Origin of the sequence: Mesorhizobium sp. M1A.F.Ca.IN.020.04.1.1 (assembly GCF_003997315.1) — a bacterium.
Taxonomy (GTDB): Bacteria; Pseudomonadota; Alphaproteobacteria; order Rhizobiales; family Rhizobiaceae; genus Mesorhizobium.
The window spans coordinates 20,125-35,420 of sequence record NZ_RZSN01000046.1; the positions used below are offsets into that span (position 1 = coordinate 20,125).

The 15,296-nt window shown below is 63.7% G+C and carries 18 protein-coding genes and 1 pseudogene; 8 read left to right on the forward strand and 11 right to left on the reverse strand.

The genetic code is table 11. The features are described 5' to 3' along the window. Window positions 1-3: 3 nt before the first annotated feature. Genes hisF through hisB form a run of 7 tightly spaced genes read right to left on the reverse strand, consistent with a single transcriptional unit; the run spans window position 4 to window position 4,400 of the window. Window positions 4-798, reverse strand: coding sequence for an imidazole glycerol phosphate synthase subunit HisF (gene hisF, locus EOA49_RS12245; protein WP_164746651.1), 795 nt, complete (start codon window positions 796-798; stop codon window positions 4-6). Further along, the gene (locus EOA49_RS12250; protein WP_127239626.1) at window positions 795-1,634 is read right to left on the reverse strand and encodes an arginase family protein; all 840 of its coding nucleotides are present in this window, start codon (window positions 1,632-1,634) and stop codon (window positions 795-797) included. Before EOA49_RS12250 ends, hisF begins: the two co-directional genes overlap by 4 nt. After that, a complete protein-coding gene (gene hisA / locus EOA49_RS12255) occupies window positions 1,631-2,377 on the reverse strand; it encodes a 1-(5-phosphoribosyl)-5-[(5-phosphoribosylamino)methylideneamino]imidazole-4-carboxamide isomerase (protein WP_127239625.1) in 747 nt (248 codons plus the stop codon). The genes EOA49_RS12250 and hisA overlap by 4 nt, the downstream gene beginning before the upstream one ends. Continuing rightward, complete coding sequence (locus tag EOA49_RS12260) at window positions 2,374-2,670, reverse strand: DUF1330 domain-containing protein (RefSeq protein ID WP_127239624.1); 297 nt, start codon at window positions 2,668-2,670, stop codon at window positions 2,374-2,376. Before EOA49_RS12260 ends, hisA begins: the two co-directional genes overlap by 4 nt. After that, window positions 2,671-3,321 carry an imidazole glycerol phosphate synthase subunit HisH gene (hisH, locus tag EOA49_RS12265; protein ID WP_095827266.1) on the reverse strand — a complete coding sequence of 217 codons (651 nt, stop codon included), beginning with the start codon at window positions 3,319-3,321 and terminating at the stop codon, window positions 2,671-2,673. 1 nt (window position 3,322) lies between these two features. Then, window positions 3,323-3,796, reverse strand: coding sequence for a DUF2628 domain-containing protein (locus EOA49_RS12270; protein ID WP_127216636.1), 474 nt, complete (start codon window positions 3,794-3,796; stop codon window positions 3,323-3,325). 4 nt (window positions 3,797-3,800) lie between these two features. After that, window positions 3,801-4,400 carry an imidazoleglycerol-phosphate dehydratase HisB gene (hisB, locus tag EOA49_RS12275; protein WP_095825521.1) on the reverse strand — a complete coding sequence of 200 codons (600 nt, stop codon included), beginning with the start codon at window positions 4,398-4,400 and terminating at the stop codon, window positions 3,801-3,803. A 203-nt stretch (window positions 4,401-4,603) separates the two neighbouring features. Here hisB and hslV point away from each other — a divergent pair, with 203 nt between their 5' ends. The 5 genes from hslV (at window position 4,604) to EOA49_RS12300 (ending at window position 8,739) form a co-directional block, all read left to right on the forward strand. Continuing rightward, a complete protein-coding gene (hslV, locus tag EOA49_RS12280) occupies window positions 4,604-5,155 on the forward strand; it encodes an ATP-dependent protease subunit HslV (protein WP_067002895.1) in 552 nt (183 codons plus the stop codon). Window positions 5,156-5,204: 49 nt separating this feature from the next. Further along, the gene (locus tag EOA49_RS12285; protein WP_067324669.1) at window positions 5,205-5,729 is read left to right on the forward strand and encodes a GNAT family N-acetyltransferase; all 525 of its coding nucleotides are present in this window, start codon (window positions 5,205-5,207) and stop codon (window positions 5,727-5,729) included. Window positions 5,730-5,734: 5 nt separating this feature from the next. Beyond that, window positions 5,735-6,334 (forward strand): DUF2585 domain-containing protein, encoded by a 600-nt coding sequence (locus EOA49_RS12290; protein WP_127239623.1) that lies wholly within the window; start codon window positions 5,735-5,737, stop codon window positions 6,332-6,334. A gap of 5 nt (window positions 6,335-6,339) precedes the next feature. Then, window positions 6,340-7,650, forward strand: coding sequence for an ATP-dependent protease ATPase subunit HslU (hslU, locus tag EOA49_RS12295; RefSeq protein WP_127239622.1), 1,311 nt, complete (start codon window positions 6,340-6,342; stop codon window positions 7,648-7,650). 129 nt (window positions 7,651-7,779) lie between these two features. Then, the gene (locus tag EOA49_RS12300) at window positions 7,780-8,739 is read left to right on the forward strand and encodes a DUF1402 family protein (protein WP_067323893.1); all 960 of its coding nucleotides are present in this window, start codon (window positions 7,780-7,782) and stop codon (window positions 8,737-8,739) included. Between the two features lie 18 nt (window positions 8,740-8,757). On the opposite strand, the gene EOA49_RS12305 is transcribed toward EOA49_RS12300, so the two are convergent. From EOA49_RS12305 to EOA49_RS12320, 4 genes are read right to left on the reverse strand one after another with little or no spacing between them, the layout of a single operon-like run. Next, a complete protein-coding gene (locus EOA49_RS12305) occupies window positions 8,758-9,567 on the reverse strand; it encodes a 3-methyl-2-oxobutanoate hydroxymethyltransferase (protein WP_067323895.1) in 810 nt (269 codons plus the stop codon). Window positions 9,568-9,604: 37 nt separating this feature from the next. Continuing rightward, complete coding sequence (locus tag EOA49_RS12310; RefSeq protein WP_245322441.1) at window positions 9,605-10,822, reverse strand: FAD-dependent oxidoreductase; 1,218 nt, start codon at window positions 10,820-10,822, stop codon at window positions 9,605-9,607. A 16-nt stretch (window positions 10,823-10,838) separates the two neighbouring features. Next, on the reverse strand, window positions 10,839-11,153 hold the full coding sequence (locus EOA49_RS12315; protein WP_067002880.1) for a MocE family 2Fe-2S type ferredoxin: 315 nt from the start codon (window positions 11,151-11,153) through the stop codon (window positions 10,839-10,841). Window positions 11,154-11,199: 46 nt separating this feature from the next. Beyond that, complete coding sequence (locus EOA49_RS12320; protein ID WP_127241364.1) at window positions 11,200-12,306, reverse strand: fatty acid desaturase family protein; 1,107 nt, start codon at window positions 12,304-12,306, stop codon at window positions 11,200-11,202. A 176-nt stretch (window positions 12,307-12,482) separates the two neighbouring features. Between EOA49_RS12320 and EOA49_RS12325 the strand changes: the two genes are divergently transcribed. The 3 genes and pseudogenes from EOA49_RS12325 to EOA49_RS12335 form a co-directional block, all read left to right on the forward strand. Beyond that, window positions 12,483-13,514 (forward strand): LacI family DNA-binding transcriptional regulator, encoded by a 1,032-nt coding sequence (locus tag EOA49_RS12325; RefSeq protein ID WP_127241363.1) that lies wholly within the window; start codon window positions 12,483-12,485, stop codon window positions 13,512-13,514. 369 nt (window positions 13,515-13,883) lie between these two features. Then, complete coding sequence (locus EOA49_RS12330) at window positions 13,884-14,825, forward strand: sugar ABC transporter substrate-binding protein (RefSeq protein ID WP_067323901.1); 942 nt, start codon at window positions 13,884-13,886, stop codon at window positions 14,823-14,825. Window positions 14,826-15,005: 180 nt separating this feature from the next. Further along, window positions 15,006-15,296 (forward strand): annotated as a pseudogene (locus EOA49_RS12335) (ABC transporter permease); the annotation flags it as partial.

Here is a 15,296-nt window from a genome sequence, read left to right on the forward strand (position 1 = left end):
GGTTTAAGTCCGATGAACGGTCGAGTCCAGCCGCATCGGCAGGCCGGCGCCCGCCATATGCGCCTTGGCCTCGGCGATGGTGTAGGTGCCGAAATGAAAGATCGAGGCGGCAAGAACGGCGGCGGCATGGCCATCGCGGATGCCTTCCACCATGTGATCAAGCGTGCCGACGCCGCCCGAAGCGATGACCGGCACACGCACGGCATCGGCGATCGCGCGGGTCAGCGCGATATCGTAGCCGGCCTTGGTGCCGTCGCGGTCCATCGAGGTCAGCAGGATCTCGCCGGCGCCGCGATCGACCATCTTCTTGGCGAACTCGACCGCGTCGATGCCGGTCTTCTCGCGCCCGCCATGCGTGAAGATCTCCCAGCGGTCGGCCTCGCCGGCAGCCGATACTTTCTTGGCGTCGATGGCGACGACGATGCACTGGTTGCCGAACTTGTCGGCAGCCTCCGCGACGAAATCCGGGTTCTTCACCGCCGCCGTGTTGATCGATACCTTGTCGGCGCCGGCCAGAAGCAGCCTTCGTATGTCGGCCACCTGGCGCACGCCGCCGCCGACGGTGAGCGGCATGAAACATTGTTCGGCCGTGCGGGCGACCACGTCGAAGATCGTCTCGCGATTGTCGGACGATGCGGTGATGTCGAGGAAGCAGAGCTCGTCGGCGCCCGCCGCGTCATAGGCCTTGGCCGCCTCGACCGGATCGCCGGCATCGACCAGGTCGACGAAATTGACGCCCTTGACCACGCGGCCGTTCTTGACGTCGAGACAGGCAATGACGCGGGCTTTCAGCATCAGCGCCCCTCCATGGTCGACAAAAGGTCGACCACCAGCTCGCCGACCTGCGGCGGCACCTCGCCCTTCGGGTCGAACGCCGGATCGTAGGCGGAAATGGTAAGTCCGGCGATGCTGAGCGGGCCGGCAAGGCCGCACATCGCGGCGCGGACCTGCTCCGGCGCCGGGCCGCCAGGCGTTGCGTAACGATTGGCCTGCAGCTTTTCCGGATCATGCACGTCGAGGTCGACATGCATATGAATGCGCTCGGCACCCGTGGCCTTCAGCTTCGCCGCGGCGGCTGCCCAGTCCGGACACTCGGTGCGAATGATCGGCAGCTTCTCCAAAAGCTCTTTCTCGGCCGTATCGAGGTCGCGTGCGTTGACCAGGACACAGCGGGCCGGCTCGATCGGCTTGAAGCCGGGAATCTGCGCCGCCATGCGCCGCCAGCACAATCCAAGCGCCGTTGCCAGCGCCATGCCGTCGAGAAAGCCGGAGGTGGAGGTTTCCGGCGTGTTGAGGTCGCCATGCTGGTCGGCCCAGATGATGGCGTCCGCGCCTTCACCGGCCACCGCGCCCGCGCTGGTCAGGCAATTGCCGGCCAGAACGATGGGAAAGCGCCCATTGTCCAGCGCGATGCGGACCTCGCCCGAAACGACGTTGCAGACGGCAAATCCCGTGCCGATCTCGCGCTCCTGCTCGTCCTCGACGACCTTGCCGATGTCGCGCACCTCGACGTCGTGACCGGCAAGCTTCAGCGCCTCGGCCAGCCCGCCGGAGATCAGCGCATCGGGGCCTTGGCCACAGCGGCCGTGAAAGTGGCCGCTGTCATAGGACGCCAGGATGATCGAGATGTTCACGCTCGTGCCTCCGCGTGGTTGCCGCGCAGGATGGCGAGCGCCTCCGCCGGGTCGATGCGCCCGTCATAGAGCGCGCGACCGGAGATCGCACCCTCCAGGCGCTTCGCATCGGGCATGGTCATGCGCACGATGTCGGCGATGGAGGCCAATCCGCCGGAAGCGATCACCGGGATCGACACCGCCTCGGCAAGGTCGATGGTGGCATCCCAGTTGATGCCGGAGAGCACGCCGTCGCGGTCGATGTCGGTGTAAATGATGGCGGCCACGCCCGCACCTTCGAACTTCCTCGCCAATTCGATGACGCCGAGTTCCGAGGCTTCGGCCCAGCCCTCGACCGCCACCTTGCCGCCCTTGGCGTCGATGCCGACTGCTACCTTGCCGGGAAAGGTCCTGCATGCCTCCTTCACCAGTTCGGGCTCCCGCACCGCCACGGTCCCGAGGATGACTCGCGCCAGCCCGCGGTCCAGCCAGTCCTCGATCTGCGCCAGCGTGCGGATGCCCCCGCCGAGCTGCACCGGGTTCTTCGTCGCCTCGAGGATGGCGCCGACCGCGGCGGAATTGACGCTCTGGCCCTTGAAGGCGCCGTTGAGGTCGACGACGTGCAGCCATTCGAAGCCTTGCTCTTCGAAGGCTCGTGCCTGGGCCGCCGGGTCATCGTTGTAGATGGTGGCGGTCGCCATGTCGCCGTGCTTCAGGCGCACGCATTTGCCGTCCTTGAGGTCTATTGCCGGAAACAGGATCACGACCAGGCGCCCTCGACGATGGCGAAGTGGCCGGTCGATGCCGCCAGCCGGAATTTCAAGGCTTCCTGGTACTCGGGCGACTGATAGCAGGCGAGCGCCCTGTCGTAAGAATCGAACTCCACCACGACATGGCGGTTTCCCGTTGCTCCCTCCGGGTCGGTATGGCGGCCGGCCCGAACAGCAAACTTCGCGCCAAATTTGGCGAAGGTCTTCGCGTTGGCCTCGATGTATTTCTTGTAGGTGTCCGGGTCGCGGACATCGATCATGGCGATCCAGTAGCCCTTCTTGGTCATTCAGGGCCTCCAATTCAGGAAATTGGTGATCAGCGCCAGGCCGAGCGCCTGGCTTTTCTCGGGATGGAACTGCGTGCCGGCAAAGTTGTCGCGGGCAACGGCCGCCGTCACCGGCCCGCCATAGTCGGCCGTCGCCAGCACCTCGGCCGGGTTCCTCGCCTCCAGGTGGTAGGAATGGACGAAATAGGCGTGCAGCCCTTTCGGACCGGTCTCGATGCCCGAAAACAGCGGATGCTTGCGCGCGAGCTCGATCGTGTTCCAGCCGATCTGCGGGATCTTCAGTGCCGGATCCTTCGGCGTGATTTCCTTGACGTCGCCGGCAATCCAGCCAAAACCCTCGGTGACGGTCTTTTCCAGCCCGCGTTCCGACATCAATTGCATGCCGACGCAGATGCCGAGGAACGGTCGCCCTTTGCGAAGCGCCGCCTCTTCCACCGCTTCCCACATGCCGGTGACGGCATGCAGGCCGGCCGCGCAGTCTGCATAGGCGCCGACGCCCGGCAGGACGATGCGGTCGGCGCTGCGCACCCGCTCGGCGTCGGCCGTGAGATCGATGGTCGCGGCGATGCCCGCCTCATGCGCGGCGCGCTCGAAGGCCTTGGTGGCCGAGCGCAGATTGCCCGACCCATAGTCGATGATCGCTACCCGCATGTCAGGGCCTTCCCGGCGTATGGGTCAGCCCCAGCGCCATGCCTGTCTGCGCAGGCCGCGCCAGGTTGGTGTCGGGCACGATGTGCGGCATCGGCGCCTGTTCCTGCGTGCGCTCGCTGGCTTCGAGCGCGTGACGGACCTCGGCATCGCCGAGCCTGCCGGCCTCGACGACGCCCCATTCCCGCCAGCCGCGGCGGCGGAGCGCCGCGATCCGCAGGGCTTGGCCTTCGAAGCCGATATAGAGCGACACCAGCAGCGAGAGCGCCGATCCAGCCCATTCAAGCCTTAGTTTCTCGCCGAGCATGGACAACGCGGCCATGGCCGCGAAGGTGAGCAGGGCCTCGATCCAGAGGCGGTGCCAGGCGAGCCAGATCGGCGAGAACAGGAAGCCGAGCCAGGTGAAGCTGTCGCGCACCAGGGCGGCGTCCTCCTCGTTGCCCCCCGCAGGCGGCTCCATCACGACATAGATGGCCATAGGGTTATCCTTTCAGGGATCCCTTGGTGGACGGCACCGCATCGGGCTGGCGCGGGTCAGGCTCCAGCGCCACGCGCAGCGCCCTGGCCACGGCCTTGAAGCAGGTTTCCGCAATATGATGGTTATTGGCGCCGTAGTGGTTGGTCACATGCAGCGTTATGCCGGCATTCTGCGCCAGCGCCTGGAAGAATTCGCGCACCAGCTCGGTGTCGAATGTGCCGATCTTCGGCGACGAGAAGGAAACGTTCCAGACCAGGAACGGCCTGCCGGAAACGTCGATCGCCGCCCGGGTCAGCGTCTCGTCCATAGCGAGCTCGATCGAGGCATAGCGCATGATGCCGCGCCGCTCCCCCAAAGCCTTGCTCAGCGCCTGGCCGATGGCAATGCCGGTATCCTCGACCGTGTGATGGTCGTCGATGTGAAGATCGCCTTTGGCCTCGATCGTCATGTCGATCAGCGAATGGCGCGACAGCTGATCGAGCATGTGGTCGAAGAAGCCGACACCCGTCGAAATGTCGGATTTACCCGTGCCGTCGACATGGACCGATACGGAAATCTCGGTTTCCTTGGTCTTGCGGCTGATTTCTGCGGAACGGGGCGGCATCAGTCTGTCCTGTTCAGAGGCGCGGGCTTGAAAACGAGAGCCTTCTATCAGCATGATCCGGCGATTGCCAGTTGCCATTCCGGACTGTATCGGCCTTGCCGCGGATGGTTTGCAATCACTCGCCCTATGCATACATATGGCCGATCAAAGTCACTCGTACCGCGCCAATCGCCTTTGAGGGATAGCGCGACTCGGAGCAGGAAATGTCGAATGAACTGACCATGCACGCCACGACCATCGTCACCGTGCGCAAGGGCAGCAAGGTTGTCATCGCCGGCGACGGCCAGGTCAGTCTTGGCCAGACCATCATGAAGGGCAACGCCCGCAAGGTGCGCCGCATCGGCAAGGGCGGCAGTGTCATTGCCGGTTTTGCCGGCGCCACCGCCGACGCCTTCACCCTCCTCGAACGCCTCGAAGCCAAGCTCGAACAATATCCTGACCAACTGACCCGCGCCTGCGTCGAGCTCGCCAAGGACTGGCGCACCGACCGCTATCTGCGCCGCCTGGAAGCGATGATGCTGGTCGCCGACAAGTCGGTCTCGCTGGCGCTGACCGGCACCGGTGACGTGCTCGAGCCAGAACATGGCGTCATGGCCATCGGCTCCGGCGGCAACTACGCGCTCGCCGCCGCCCGCGCGCTGATGGACACCGACAAGGACGCCGAGGAGATCGCCCGCAGGGCGATGCAGATCGCCGCCGATATCTGCGTCTACACCAACAGCAGCTTCGTCGTCGAAACGCTCGATGCCGCCTAGGCGGCCGGCCATGATCCCGAAAAATGGGAATCGGCTTCTGGAACAGATCATGGTCGAACAGGAAGACAGCTACGATTTTCGGCCGGTCACCCAAAAGGATCTGCCGATGATCGCCCGCTGGCTTGCCGAGCCGCATATCGCCGAATGGTGGGGCGATCCGGAAAAGGAGATCGCCGAGATACGCGAGCATATCGGGTCGGTTTCGGTGGAGCCGCTGATCGTCGAATTGGGCGGCAAGCCGATCGCCTATCTGCAGAGCTACGATCCGCATCTCGAGGACAACCATCCTTACGCCGACCAGCCATTCGGCACGCTGGGTATCGATCTGTCGATCGGGCCGCCGGACCTGGTCGGCATCGGCCACGGCTCGGCCATCGTCCGCCAGTTCGTCGCGGAACTGTTCGAGGAAGGCGCGCCGCGCGTCGTCATCGATCCGCATCCCGGCAATGGCCGCGCCATCCGCGCCTATGAAAAGGCCGGCTTCAGGCCGATCGGCCGCAGGCATTCGGAATATGGGGACGTCGTGCTGATGGCCGTCGATGCGGCCGAAATCGACCAACAAGAGGGGGACTGATCACAATGACCGCATCCGGGGGAGACAAGACGCTGTCGGCCTATGAAGACAGCTGGCGCATGGGGCTGTTGCTGGTGCTGGCTCTCGTCGTTTTCCAGGCCGGCATTCTCTACGGCATGGGCCATCCGCCGATCTGCACCTGCGGCTACGTCAAGCTCTGGCATGGTGTGGTGAACAGCTCGGAGAATTCCCAGCACATCGCCGACTGGTACACCTTCTCGCACATCATCCACGGCTTCCTGTTCTATGCGCTGGCCTGGGCTCTGTTCCCGCGCTCGCCCGTCGGGCTGAGGCTGGCTTTCGCCGTCCTCATCGAAGGCGGCTGGGAACTCCTGGAGAACAGCCCCTTCATCATCGACCGCTACCGCGCCGGCACCATCTCCCTCAACTACTACGGCGACAGCATCATCAATTCGGTGTCCGACACGCTGTCCATGGCGCTCGGATTTGTGATGGCGCGAAAGCTCCCTATATGGGTGATCGTGGCTCTGGCGCTCATTTTCGAATTCGGCACGGGCTACATCATCCGGGACAATCTGACGCTCAACGTGATCATGCTGCTGCATCCGTTCGAGTCCATCAGGCAGTGGCAAAGTGGAATTTGAGTAATATGAGCACCTTTTCTCCCCGCGAAATCGTTTCGGAACTCGACCGCTTCATCATCGGCCAGAAAGACGCCAAGCGCGCCGTGGCGATCGCCTTGCGCAACCGCTGGCGCCGCCAGCAGCTGGAGGGCCAGATGCGCGAAGAGGTGATGCCCAAGAACATCCTGATGATCGGCCCGACCGGCGTCGGCAAGACCGAGATCTCGCGCCGGCTGGCGCGGCTGGCCGGCGCGCCTTTCGTCAAGGTCGAGGCCACCAAGTTCACCGAGGTCGGCTATGTCGGCCGCGACGTCGAGCAGATCGTGCGCGATCTCGTCGAGGTTGCCATCGGGCTGACGCGCGAGAAGATGCGTGAGGACGTCAAGGCGCGCGCTCACATCAATGCCGAAGAGCGCGTGCTCGAAGCTTTGGTCGGCAAGACCGCGAGCCCGGCCACGCGCGACAGCTTCCGCAAGCGGCTGCGCGACGGTGACCTCGACGACAAGGAGATCGAGATCGAGGTGGCGGACACCGGCACCGGCGGTATGCCGGGCTTCGAGATCCCCGGCATGCCGGGCGCCAATATCGGCGTGCTCAACATCAACGACATGCTGTCGAAGGCGATGGGCGGCAGGAAGACCAAGACCCGCAAGACGACGGTGAAGGAATCCTACGCGCTACTGATCAATGACGAGTCCGACAAGCTGCTCGACCAGGACGAGGTGGTTCGCCAGGCGCTGGAATCGACGGAGAATGACGGCATCGTGTTCCTCGACGAGATCGACAAGATCGCGGCCAGGAGCGACATTTCGGGCGGTCCCTCACGTGAAGGCGTTCAGCGCGATCTGCTGCCGCTGGTTGAAGGCACCACCGTTGCGACGAAATACGGGCCGATCAAGACGGACCATATTCTTTTCATCGCCTCGGGCGCGTTCCACGTCTCCAAGCCTTCGGACCTGCTTCCGGAGCTGCAGGGCCGCTTGCCGATCCGGGTCGAATTGCGTGCCCTGGAGAAGCAGGATTTCGTCCGCATCCTCACCGAAACAGAGGCCAGCCTCATCAAGCAGTATATTGCGCTGATGAAGACCGAAGGCGTCGAGTTGGCCTTCACCGACGACGCCATCGATTCGCTCGCCGGCATTGCCGTCGACCTCAACGCCAATGTCGAGAACATCGGCGCCAGACGCCTGCAGACGGTGATGGAACGGGTGCTGGACGAGATTTCCTACGACGCGCCGGACCGCCACGGCACGGCGGTCACCATCGATGCCGACTACGTGCAGAAGCATGTCGGCGATCTCTCGCGCAACACCGACCTGTCACGGTTCATCCTCTAACGGGCGAAGCCCGGCGATGTGTGGCCAGATGGTACCATCTGGCCACCTTTCGTCCCGTCGGAAGCTTGCCTCGTCTCGACTCTCCCACGCGCTTTACCTAGTTTGCCGCCGACTTGAAGGCGGCGGTGGATGAAGAAACGCATACTTCTTTTTGTTGGGCTGGCATTGGCCGCGGCGATGGCAACGGCGAACGCGGCGACCATGGTGCCGCCGGGCAATCGCAACAGCGTGCAGCCGGATATTCCGGGCGCTTCCAGCCGGCGCACTCAGGCCACCAACACCAGCTTCCAGGCCAAGTATCGCAAGGTCTACGCGCTCTTGCAGAACGATGCCGAACTGCGCGCCAAGATCAGGAAAGTGGCGGCCGCCTACGACATCGATCCGATGCACATCGTCGGCGCCATCGTCGGCGAGCACACCTACAATGTCGACGCCTATGATCGGCTGCAGACCTATTACGTCAAGGCAATGTCCTACCTGTCGAGCAAGCTCACCTTTGCTTATGAAGGGGAGGACGTCAGCGATTTCGTTGAGCGGCCGCAATTCCAGAAATGCGCCGGCATAACCGACAGCTACGATCTCTGGGAATGCCGCGAGCAGGTGTGGAACCATTCCTTCCGCGGCAAAACCGTCGGAGGGACCAGCTTCCCCAACGACCGCTTCGGAGCCACTTTCTTCCAACCCTACTATGCCGGCCAGACTTTCGGACTCGGCCAGCTCAACCCGCTGACGGCGCTGCAGATGAGCGATCTCGTGCACAAGGTCTCCGGCCTGCCCGAGCTCGACGTCAATGATCCGAACACGGTCTACAAGACCATCATGGATCCCGACCTCACGCTGCCTTACGTCGCTGCGACCATCAGGAAGTCGATCGACGCCTACAACAGCATCGCCGGCTTCGACATCTCGCACAATCCGGGCCTGACCGCCACGCTCTACAATGTCGGCAACCCCGAGCAGCGCGCCTATGCGTTGGAGGAGGAGAACGAGAAGCGTCGCGCCGCCGGGGAACCGGAAAAGCTGCCCGAGGAGAATTATTACGGCTGGCTGGTCAACGACAAGCTGGACGAGCTGAAGACGCTGTTCTAGCCGGCTGAGCCGGGTGGCTCAGTAGCCTTCCGAGGCGAGAAACGCCTCGAACTTGCGCATTTCGTCGGCATCCGCCTCGACCATGTGCCGCGGCTCTGGATAGGCGCCCGCCTGGATATCGTCTGCATATTCGCGGAAGGCCGCGATGCGCTCGCTCTGCAGGCGGTCGAACTCCGCCGCGAAGTCGCGGTAGCGCTTGGCATGGCGCGGATAATGGCCGCGATTGCTGCCGAGCACGTCTTCGGAGAACAGATATTGCGCATCGCAGCCGGCGCCGGCGCCCATCGAGATCATGATCAGCGATGTACGCCGCGAGATCGCGCTTGCAACCGGGGCCGGCACAACTTCGATCTCGGCGGCGAAGGCGCCGGCGGCTTCAAGGTCCTTGACCTGCTTCCAGACGAAGGCAGCACTTTCGGCCGTCTTGCCGACCGCCTTGAAGCCGCCCGTCCAGGTCGCATGCGCCGGGATCAGCCCGACGTGACCGCAGACCGGAATATGCTCGTCGCGCAGCCGGCGGATGGTCTGCAGGCTGGCCGCGCAATACATGGCGTCGGCGCTGGCCGCGCGCAGCTTCACCGCCATGCGCAGGATCTCGTCGGTGGTTGCGCCCAGCTTGATGCGTTCGTCGCCGGGAATGGCAAAGCAAGTGGGTGCGGCGTCGCGAAAACGCGGATCGAAGATAAGATCATAGGGGACCGAGATGATGTCGATGCCGGCACGCTCGGCGGCCTCGGCCTCCTCCAGCGAGAAAACGCGCAGCTTCGAAAGCTGGCGCTTGCCCTTCAGCAATTGCAAATCGGCGACGGTCGGTCTGTTGCGTGCCATGTCCGTGGATCCCCTCGTTTCCAGCGATTACTCGGGCCTATGCCGCCAGCAGCGACTTCAGCTTGACCGATTGCGAGCCGAGCGCCTCAGGCGCGGGCGTCGCCCGCTTCGCGATCAGCATCTCGGCCAACCGTATGTCGCGCGCCACCGCATTGCCGGGCCCGATGCCGCTGGCGGCGACCAGCCTGCCGTCCTCGGCCAGGTGGAACAGAATGAAGGCGCCGTCGTAGAGGTCGCGCCGTACGGTCGAGCGGCCTTCGTCCGAAAGCCCGGCGATCTGCAGCGTGAGCCCATATTGATCCGACCAGAACCACGGCACCGCGGCATGCGCCTCGTTGGCGCCCAGCATGTTCTTCGCGGCGAGCGCGCCCTGCTCCTGCGCGTTGCGCCAGGCTTCCAGCCGCACGCGCCGGCCGCCATAGACGGCGAGCGGGAACGAGCAGCAGTCGCCGGCGGCAAAAACATCCGGATCCGCGGTGCAAAGGTTCTCATCGACGGCGATACCATTGTCGATCGCAAGTCCTGCTTCGGCAGCGAGCGCCGTCACCGGCACCGCGCCGATGCCGATCACGGCAAGATCGGCGACGATGTCCTGCCTGTCGGCAAGCGTGATGCGAACTTGCGTGCCGTCATCGGCAATCGCCGTGATGCCTTGGCCGGTAAGCACCTTCACGCCTTCGGCCTGATGCGCCTTATGAATGATTTCCGCGATCTCGGCCGGCACGCCGCGCATCAGGATGCGCGGCTGCGCCTCGAGCACTGTGACCGTTGCGCCTAGCTTGCGCGCCGAAGCGGCAAGCTCGAGGCCGATGAAACCGCCGCCGATGATGGCGACGCGGTTCTCCGGCTTGAGATGGGCGCGGATCGCGAGCGCGTCGTTGAAGGTCCTGAGATAAACGCAGCGGCCGCCCAGACCAGGCATCGGCAGCTTGCGCGGCACGGACCCGGTCGCGAGCAGCAGCTTGCCATAGCCAAGCGAAGAGCCGTCGGAGAGGCGCACGAGATGCGCGGCGCGGTCGATAGCGACGGCCCGAACGGAATGGATGTGGCGGATCGAGTGTTCGGCCAAAAGCTCGTCGCTGGCGATCGCCTTGATGAGGGGCGCCTCGCTGGTCATCGCCTCCTTCGACAGCGGCGGCCGTTCATAGGGCAGATGCGGCTCGTCGCCGACCAGCGTCACCGGCCCTTCATGACCAAGGTCGCGCAGGGTAAGCGCGGCACGACCGCCGCACTCGCCGGCGCCGATGATGACCATTCCTCCCGCCATGCCGTCACCCAAGCTGAATGAGGACTTTGCCGGCGTCGACCTTGACCGGATAGGTCTTGAGATTGACGCAGACCGGCGCCCCGCGCGCGTCGCCGGTCTTGTAGTTGAAGCGGCCATTGTGTTTTGGACACTCGATGATGTCGTCCATCACCAGCCCATCGGCCAGATGCACTTTCTCATGCGAGCACAGGCCGTCGGTCGCGTAATACTCGTCCTCCGGGCTGCGATAGATGGCGTAGGTGCGGCCGGCATGATCGAACCGCATTACGTCCTCCTCGTCGATGTCTCCGGCCGCGCAGGCCTCGACCCAGTCGCTCATGTCGTCCTCCGGCGAAATTCTTCGTTGTCGGTTGTGTCGGATCCGGTCACTCGGCCGCGGCCGCTACCGGATTGTCGTTGTGCAGCTCTTCCCGGTAGGGCTTTGCCGTCGGCGGCAGCTCGCGCTTGAGGAAGTAGTCCTCGTTGCGCAGCTGGCGCAGGAAGGCCGGGATCATCTCGCGGTAGCCGGCCAGGATCGACGGCGTCGGCGCCGGCAAATCGTGCTTGATCAGCTCATGCAGCTTGGGCAGCGCGTGGTAGGGCACCATCGGGAACATGTGGTGCTCCACATGGTAGTTCATGTTCCAATAGATGAACCGGCTGATCGGGTTCATGTAGACGGTGCGGCTGTTCAGCCGATGGTCGATGACATTGTCGGCCAGCCCGCCATGCTGCAGCAGCCCGGTCATGACGTGATGCCAGGCGCCGTAGAGGCGGGGCAGGCCGACGAGCATCAGCGGCAGCCATGAATGCAGATAGAGCGCCAGCGCGATGGTCGCGACATAGATGGCGAGCCAAATACGGGCGATGCGGATGGCCTTGGGCTGCTCCTGTTCCGGGATGAAGGTCTGTTCTGCGGCGCTGATGACGCCGGCGGCATTGCGCACCATGTCGGTCATCGCATGCCAGGCATCGAGCACGCCGAAAAAATTCAGCACAACGCGCAAAAGGTCCGGCGGTCGCATGACGGCGATCTCCGGGTCGCGGCCGACGATGATGGTGTCGGTGTGGTGGCGTGTATGGCTCCAGCGCCAGGTCACCGGATTGCGCATGATCATGAAGCAGGCGAGCTGGTAGACCGCATCGTTCATCCATTGGGTGCGGAAGGCCGTGCCGTGACCGCATTCGTGCCAGCGGGAGTCGGTCGAGGAACCGTAGAGCGTGCCATAGACAAAGAAGAACGGCACGCACCACCAGCTGCCCCAGAACCAAGCGCCGCCCGCGCCACTGAGGAACAGCGCACCGAGCCAGATGATGGTGTCTCGGATAGCGGGCTGGTCGGAGCGCTGCATCAGCTCCTTCATCTGCTTGCGCGGGATCTCGGTGTGGTACCACTGGGCCGCCGAAAGACCGTTCTCGACCGCGCGCTTGGCGTCGCGGCCGGTCAGGCTGTAGTCGCGTCCGGACGGCGCCGGAGACGTGATTGCCGTCATTGCGGGGTCCTCCATCAGCACCTGGCGAATGGCCCTCGGCAATGCCGCGCCTCGCCCATGGCTGGCTTCGACTTCACCATAGCGCCAAGTCATGATAGCCTCAATGTCACAAAGATAGATTCTATCATTTTCTATCAGATTGGGCTAATCTGAGTCGGGCAAGCGATGGAGCACTCATGGCAAAGCGGCCGACAATCACCGATCTCGCGCGCGTTTCAGGCTTCAGCGTCGCCACGGTCGACCGGGTGTTGAACAATCGCCTGCCGGTGCGCGAGGAGACGGCGCGTCGCGTCTACGAGGCGGCGACCGACATCGGCTATCACGCCGCTGGCCTGATCAGGCAGCGCATGCGCCAGGAGTTGCCCGAATATCGTCTCGGCTTCCTGCTGCTGCGCGGCAATGACGTTTTCTACGGCGATTTCGCGCGCGAGCTGGAGCTTGCGGTCTCGCAATCGCAACGTTTCCGGGGCACTGCGACGATCGACTTCGCCGCTTCGCTGGCGCCCGATGAGATCGCCGCCCAGATGCGCAAGCTGGCGGCGAAATCCAGGGCCATCGCCGTGGTCGGTCCGGATCATCCGACGCTGACGGCGGCGGTGGAGGCGCTGAAGGCGCGAGGGCAGCCGGTCTTTTCGCTGCTCTCCGACTTCGCCGCCGGCATCCGTGAAGGCTATGTCGGGCTCGACAACCGCAAGGTCGGACGCACCGCGGCCTGGATGATCGCCAAGGCCGCCAGCAAGCCAGGCAAGGTCGCCCTTTTCGTCGGCAGCCACCGTTTTCATGGTCACGAGCTGCGCGAGATCGGCTTCCGCTCCTATTTTCGCGAGCATGCGCCGGATTTCACGGTGATGGAGACGCTGGTCAACCTGGAGGCCAACCAGGTGACGCATGATGCGATGCTCGAGCTTCTGGCTCGGCATCCCGACCTTGCCGGCTGCTACGTCGCCGGCGGCGGCATGGAGGGCGCGGTCGCGGCGTTGAGGGCGGCGAGACCGGCGCATATGCCGGTGGTCGTCTGCAACGAGATCAATGCGGAGTCGCGCGCAGCACTTGCCGACAACATCCTGACCATGGTGATCTCGACCCCGCTGGCGGCGCTCTGCCGCGAGCTTGTCGGCCTGATGGCGCATGCCATCGAGACCGGCGCCGCCAATGCGCCCGGCCAGACCTTTCTCCCCTTCGACATCTATCTGCCGGAAAACATCTAAGCCGTCTTCCGTCGGAATGATGTGATCCATCAGGCTGATGGAATTCTTTCGCGACGTGAAATCGCCCGGGGATTCCGCCGCAGAACGTTTGCATGCCCGGCCGCGAGGGCGCTGCACGCTTGCCTCCATCGAAAAACCGGCACGTCCATTTCGAATCACCCTTGACGGCTGTAAGCGAAATGGAATAAATATTTCACCAACTGGGTATTTTGGTTCTTTCGTTCCGGAACGTCTGTTTCAAACAGAGGACCAGGCGTTCCATCATGCGAGGAAAACGCCGCCGGAAGGGCCATGGGAGAGATTCCCCGGTAACATCGGGGATTCCGGTTCAATCGGTGCAGCCGGACACCAAGTGGAGGAGAAACTAAAATGAAGAAACTGCTTTTGGGCGTCGCGCTTTCGGCGCTGATGTGTTCGTCCGCCTTCGCCGCCAAGATCGGCGTTTCGATGGCTCTTTTCGACGACAATTTCCTGACCGTGCTGCGCAACGGCATGATCGCCCAGGCCAAGGGCATGGACGGCGTCGAACTGCAGGTCGAGGACGCGCAGAACGACGTGGCCAAGCAGCTCGACCAGATCAAGAACTTCGCCGCTTCGGGCGTCGACGCGATCATCGTCAACCCGGTCGACACTTCGGCCACCCAGGCGATGTCGGATGCGGCGGCCGCGGCCAAGATCCCGCTGGTCTATGTCAACCGCGAGCCGGTCAATGTCGACAAGCTGCCCGACAACCAGGCTTTCGTCGCGTCCAATGAGGCCGAGTCCGGCACGCTCGAGACCAAGGAAATCTGCCGCCTGTTCAAGGAAGCCGGCAAGAAGGAAGCCAATGTCTATGTGATCATGGGCGAGCTATCCAATCAGGCGGCGGTGCAGCGCACGAAGGATATCGATGAAGTGATTGCCACGCCCGACTGCAACTTCATCAAGATCATCGACAAGCAGACCTCGAACTGGAAGCGTGACGAAGCGCAGAACCTGATGACCAACTGGCTGTCGTCCGGCAAGCCGTTCGACGGCGTCATCGCCAACAATGACGAAAGCGCCATCGGCGCCATCCAGGCGATGAAGGCCGCCAATATCGACATGAAGTCGGTCGTGGTCGGCGGCGTCGACGCAACCCAGGACGCGCTGGCCGCGATGCAGGCGGGCGATCTCGACGTCACGGTCTTCCAGGATGCGGCTGGCCAAGGCGCGGGCGCGCTCGATGCGGCGCTGAAGCTCGCCAAGGGCGAGAAGGTGGAGCGCAAGGTCTACATCCCCTTCCAGCTCGTGACGCCGGCGAACATCGACAAGTTCCTGAAGAAGAACTGACGCCGCGCCAACGCAATTCCAGGAAGTTTTCCGTACGGACTTGCGTGAGGACAAACCCTGGAGCGGCGCTCCGACGCATCGAGTTGGCTGAAATCGGCTGCAGACAGAGCAGCGTCGCTCCCTTCCTTCTCCCGCCCGACCGGGCGGGAGAGCGGGCGCGGTCATTCGGAGGAAGAAGACGTGTCACAGACATCGCATGGCATTGGCGGGCTGAGCTATGACGCCAAGAAGCGCCCCTGGCCTGCCGAGTTCAACGTGTTTCTGGCGCTGGTCATCCTGGTCGGCGCATTCGAGCTGATCGGCCGCGTCTTCCTCGGCGACAGCTTCCTCTTCAACACCCGCGATAACGTCGATGCTATTTTCAACGAGCAGCGGCTGCAGATCATCATCCTGCAGGTGTCGATCGTCGGCATCATCGCCATCGGCGTCACGCAGGTGATCATCTGCGGCGGCATCGACCTGTCCTCGGGC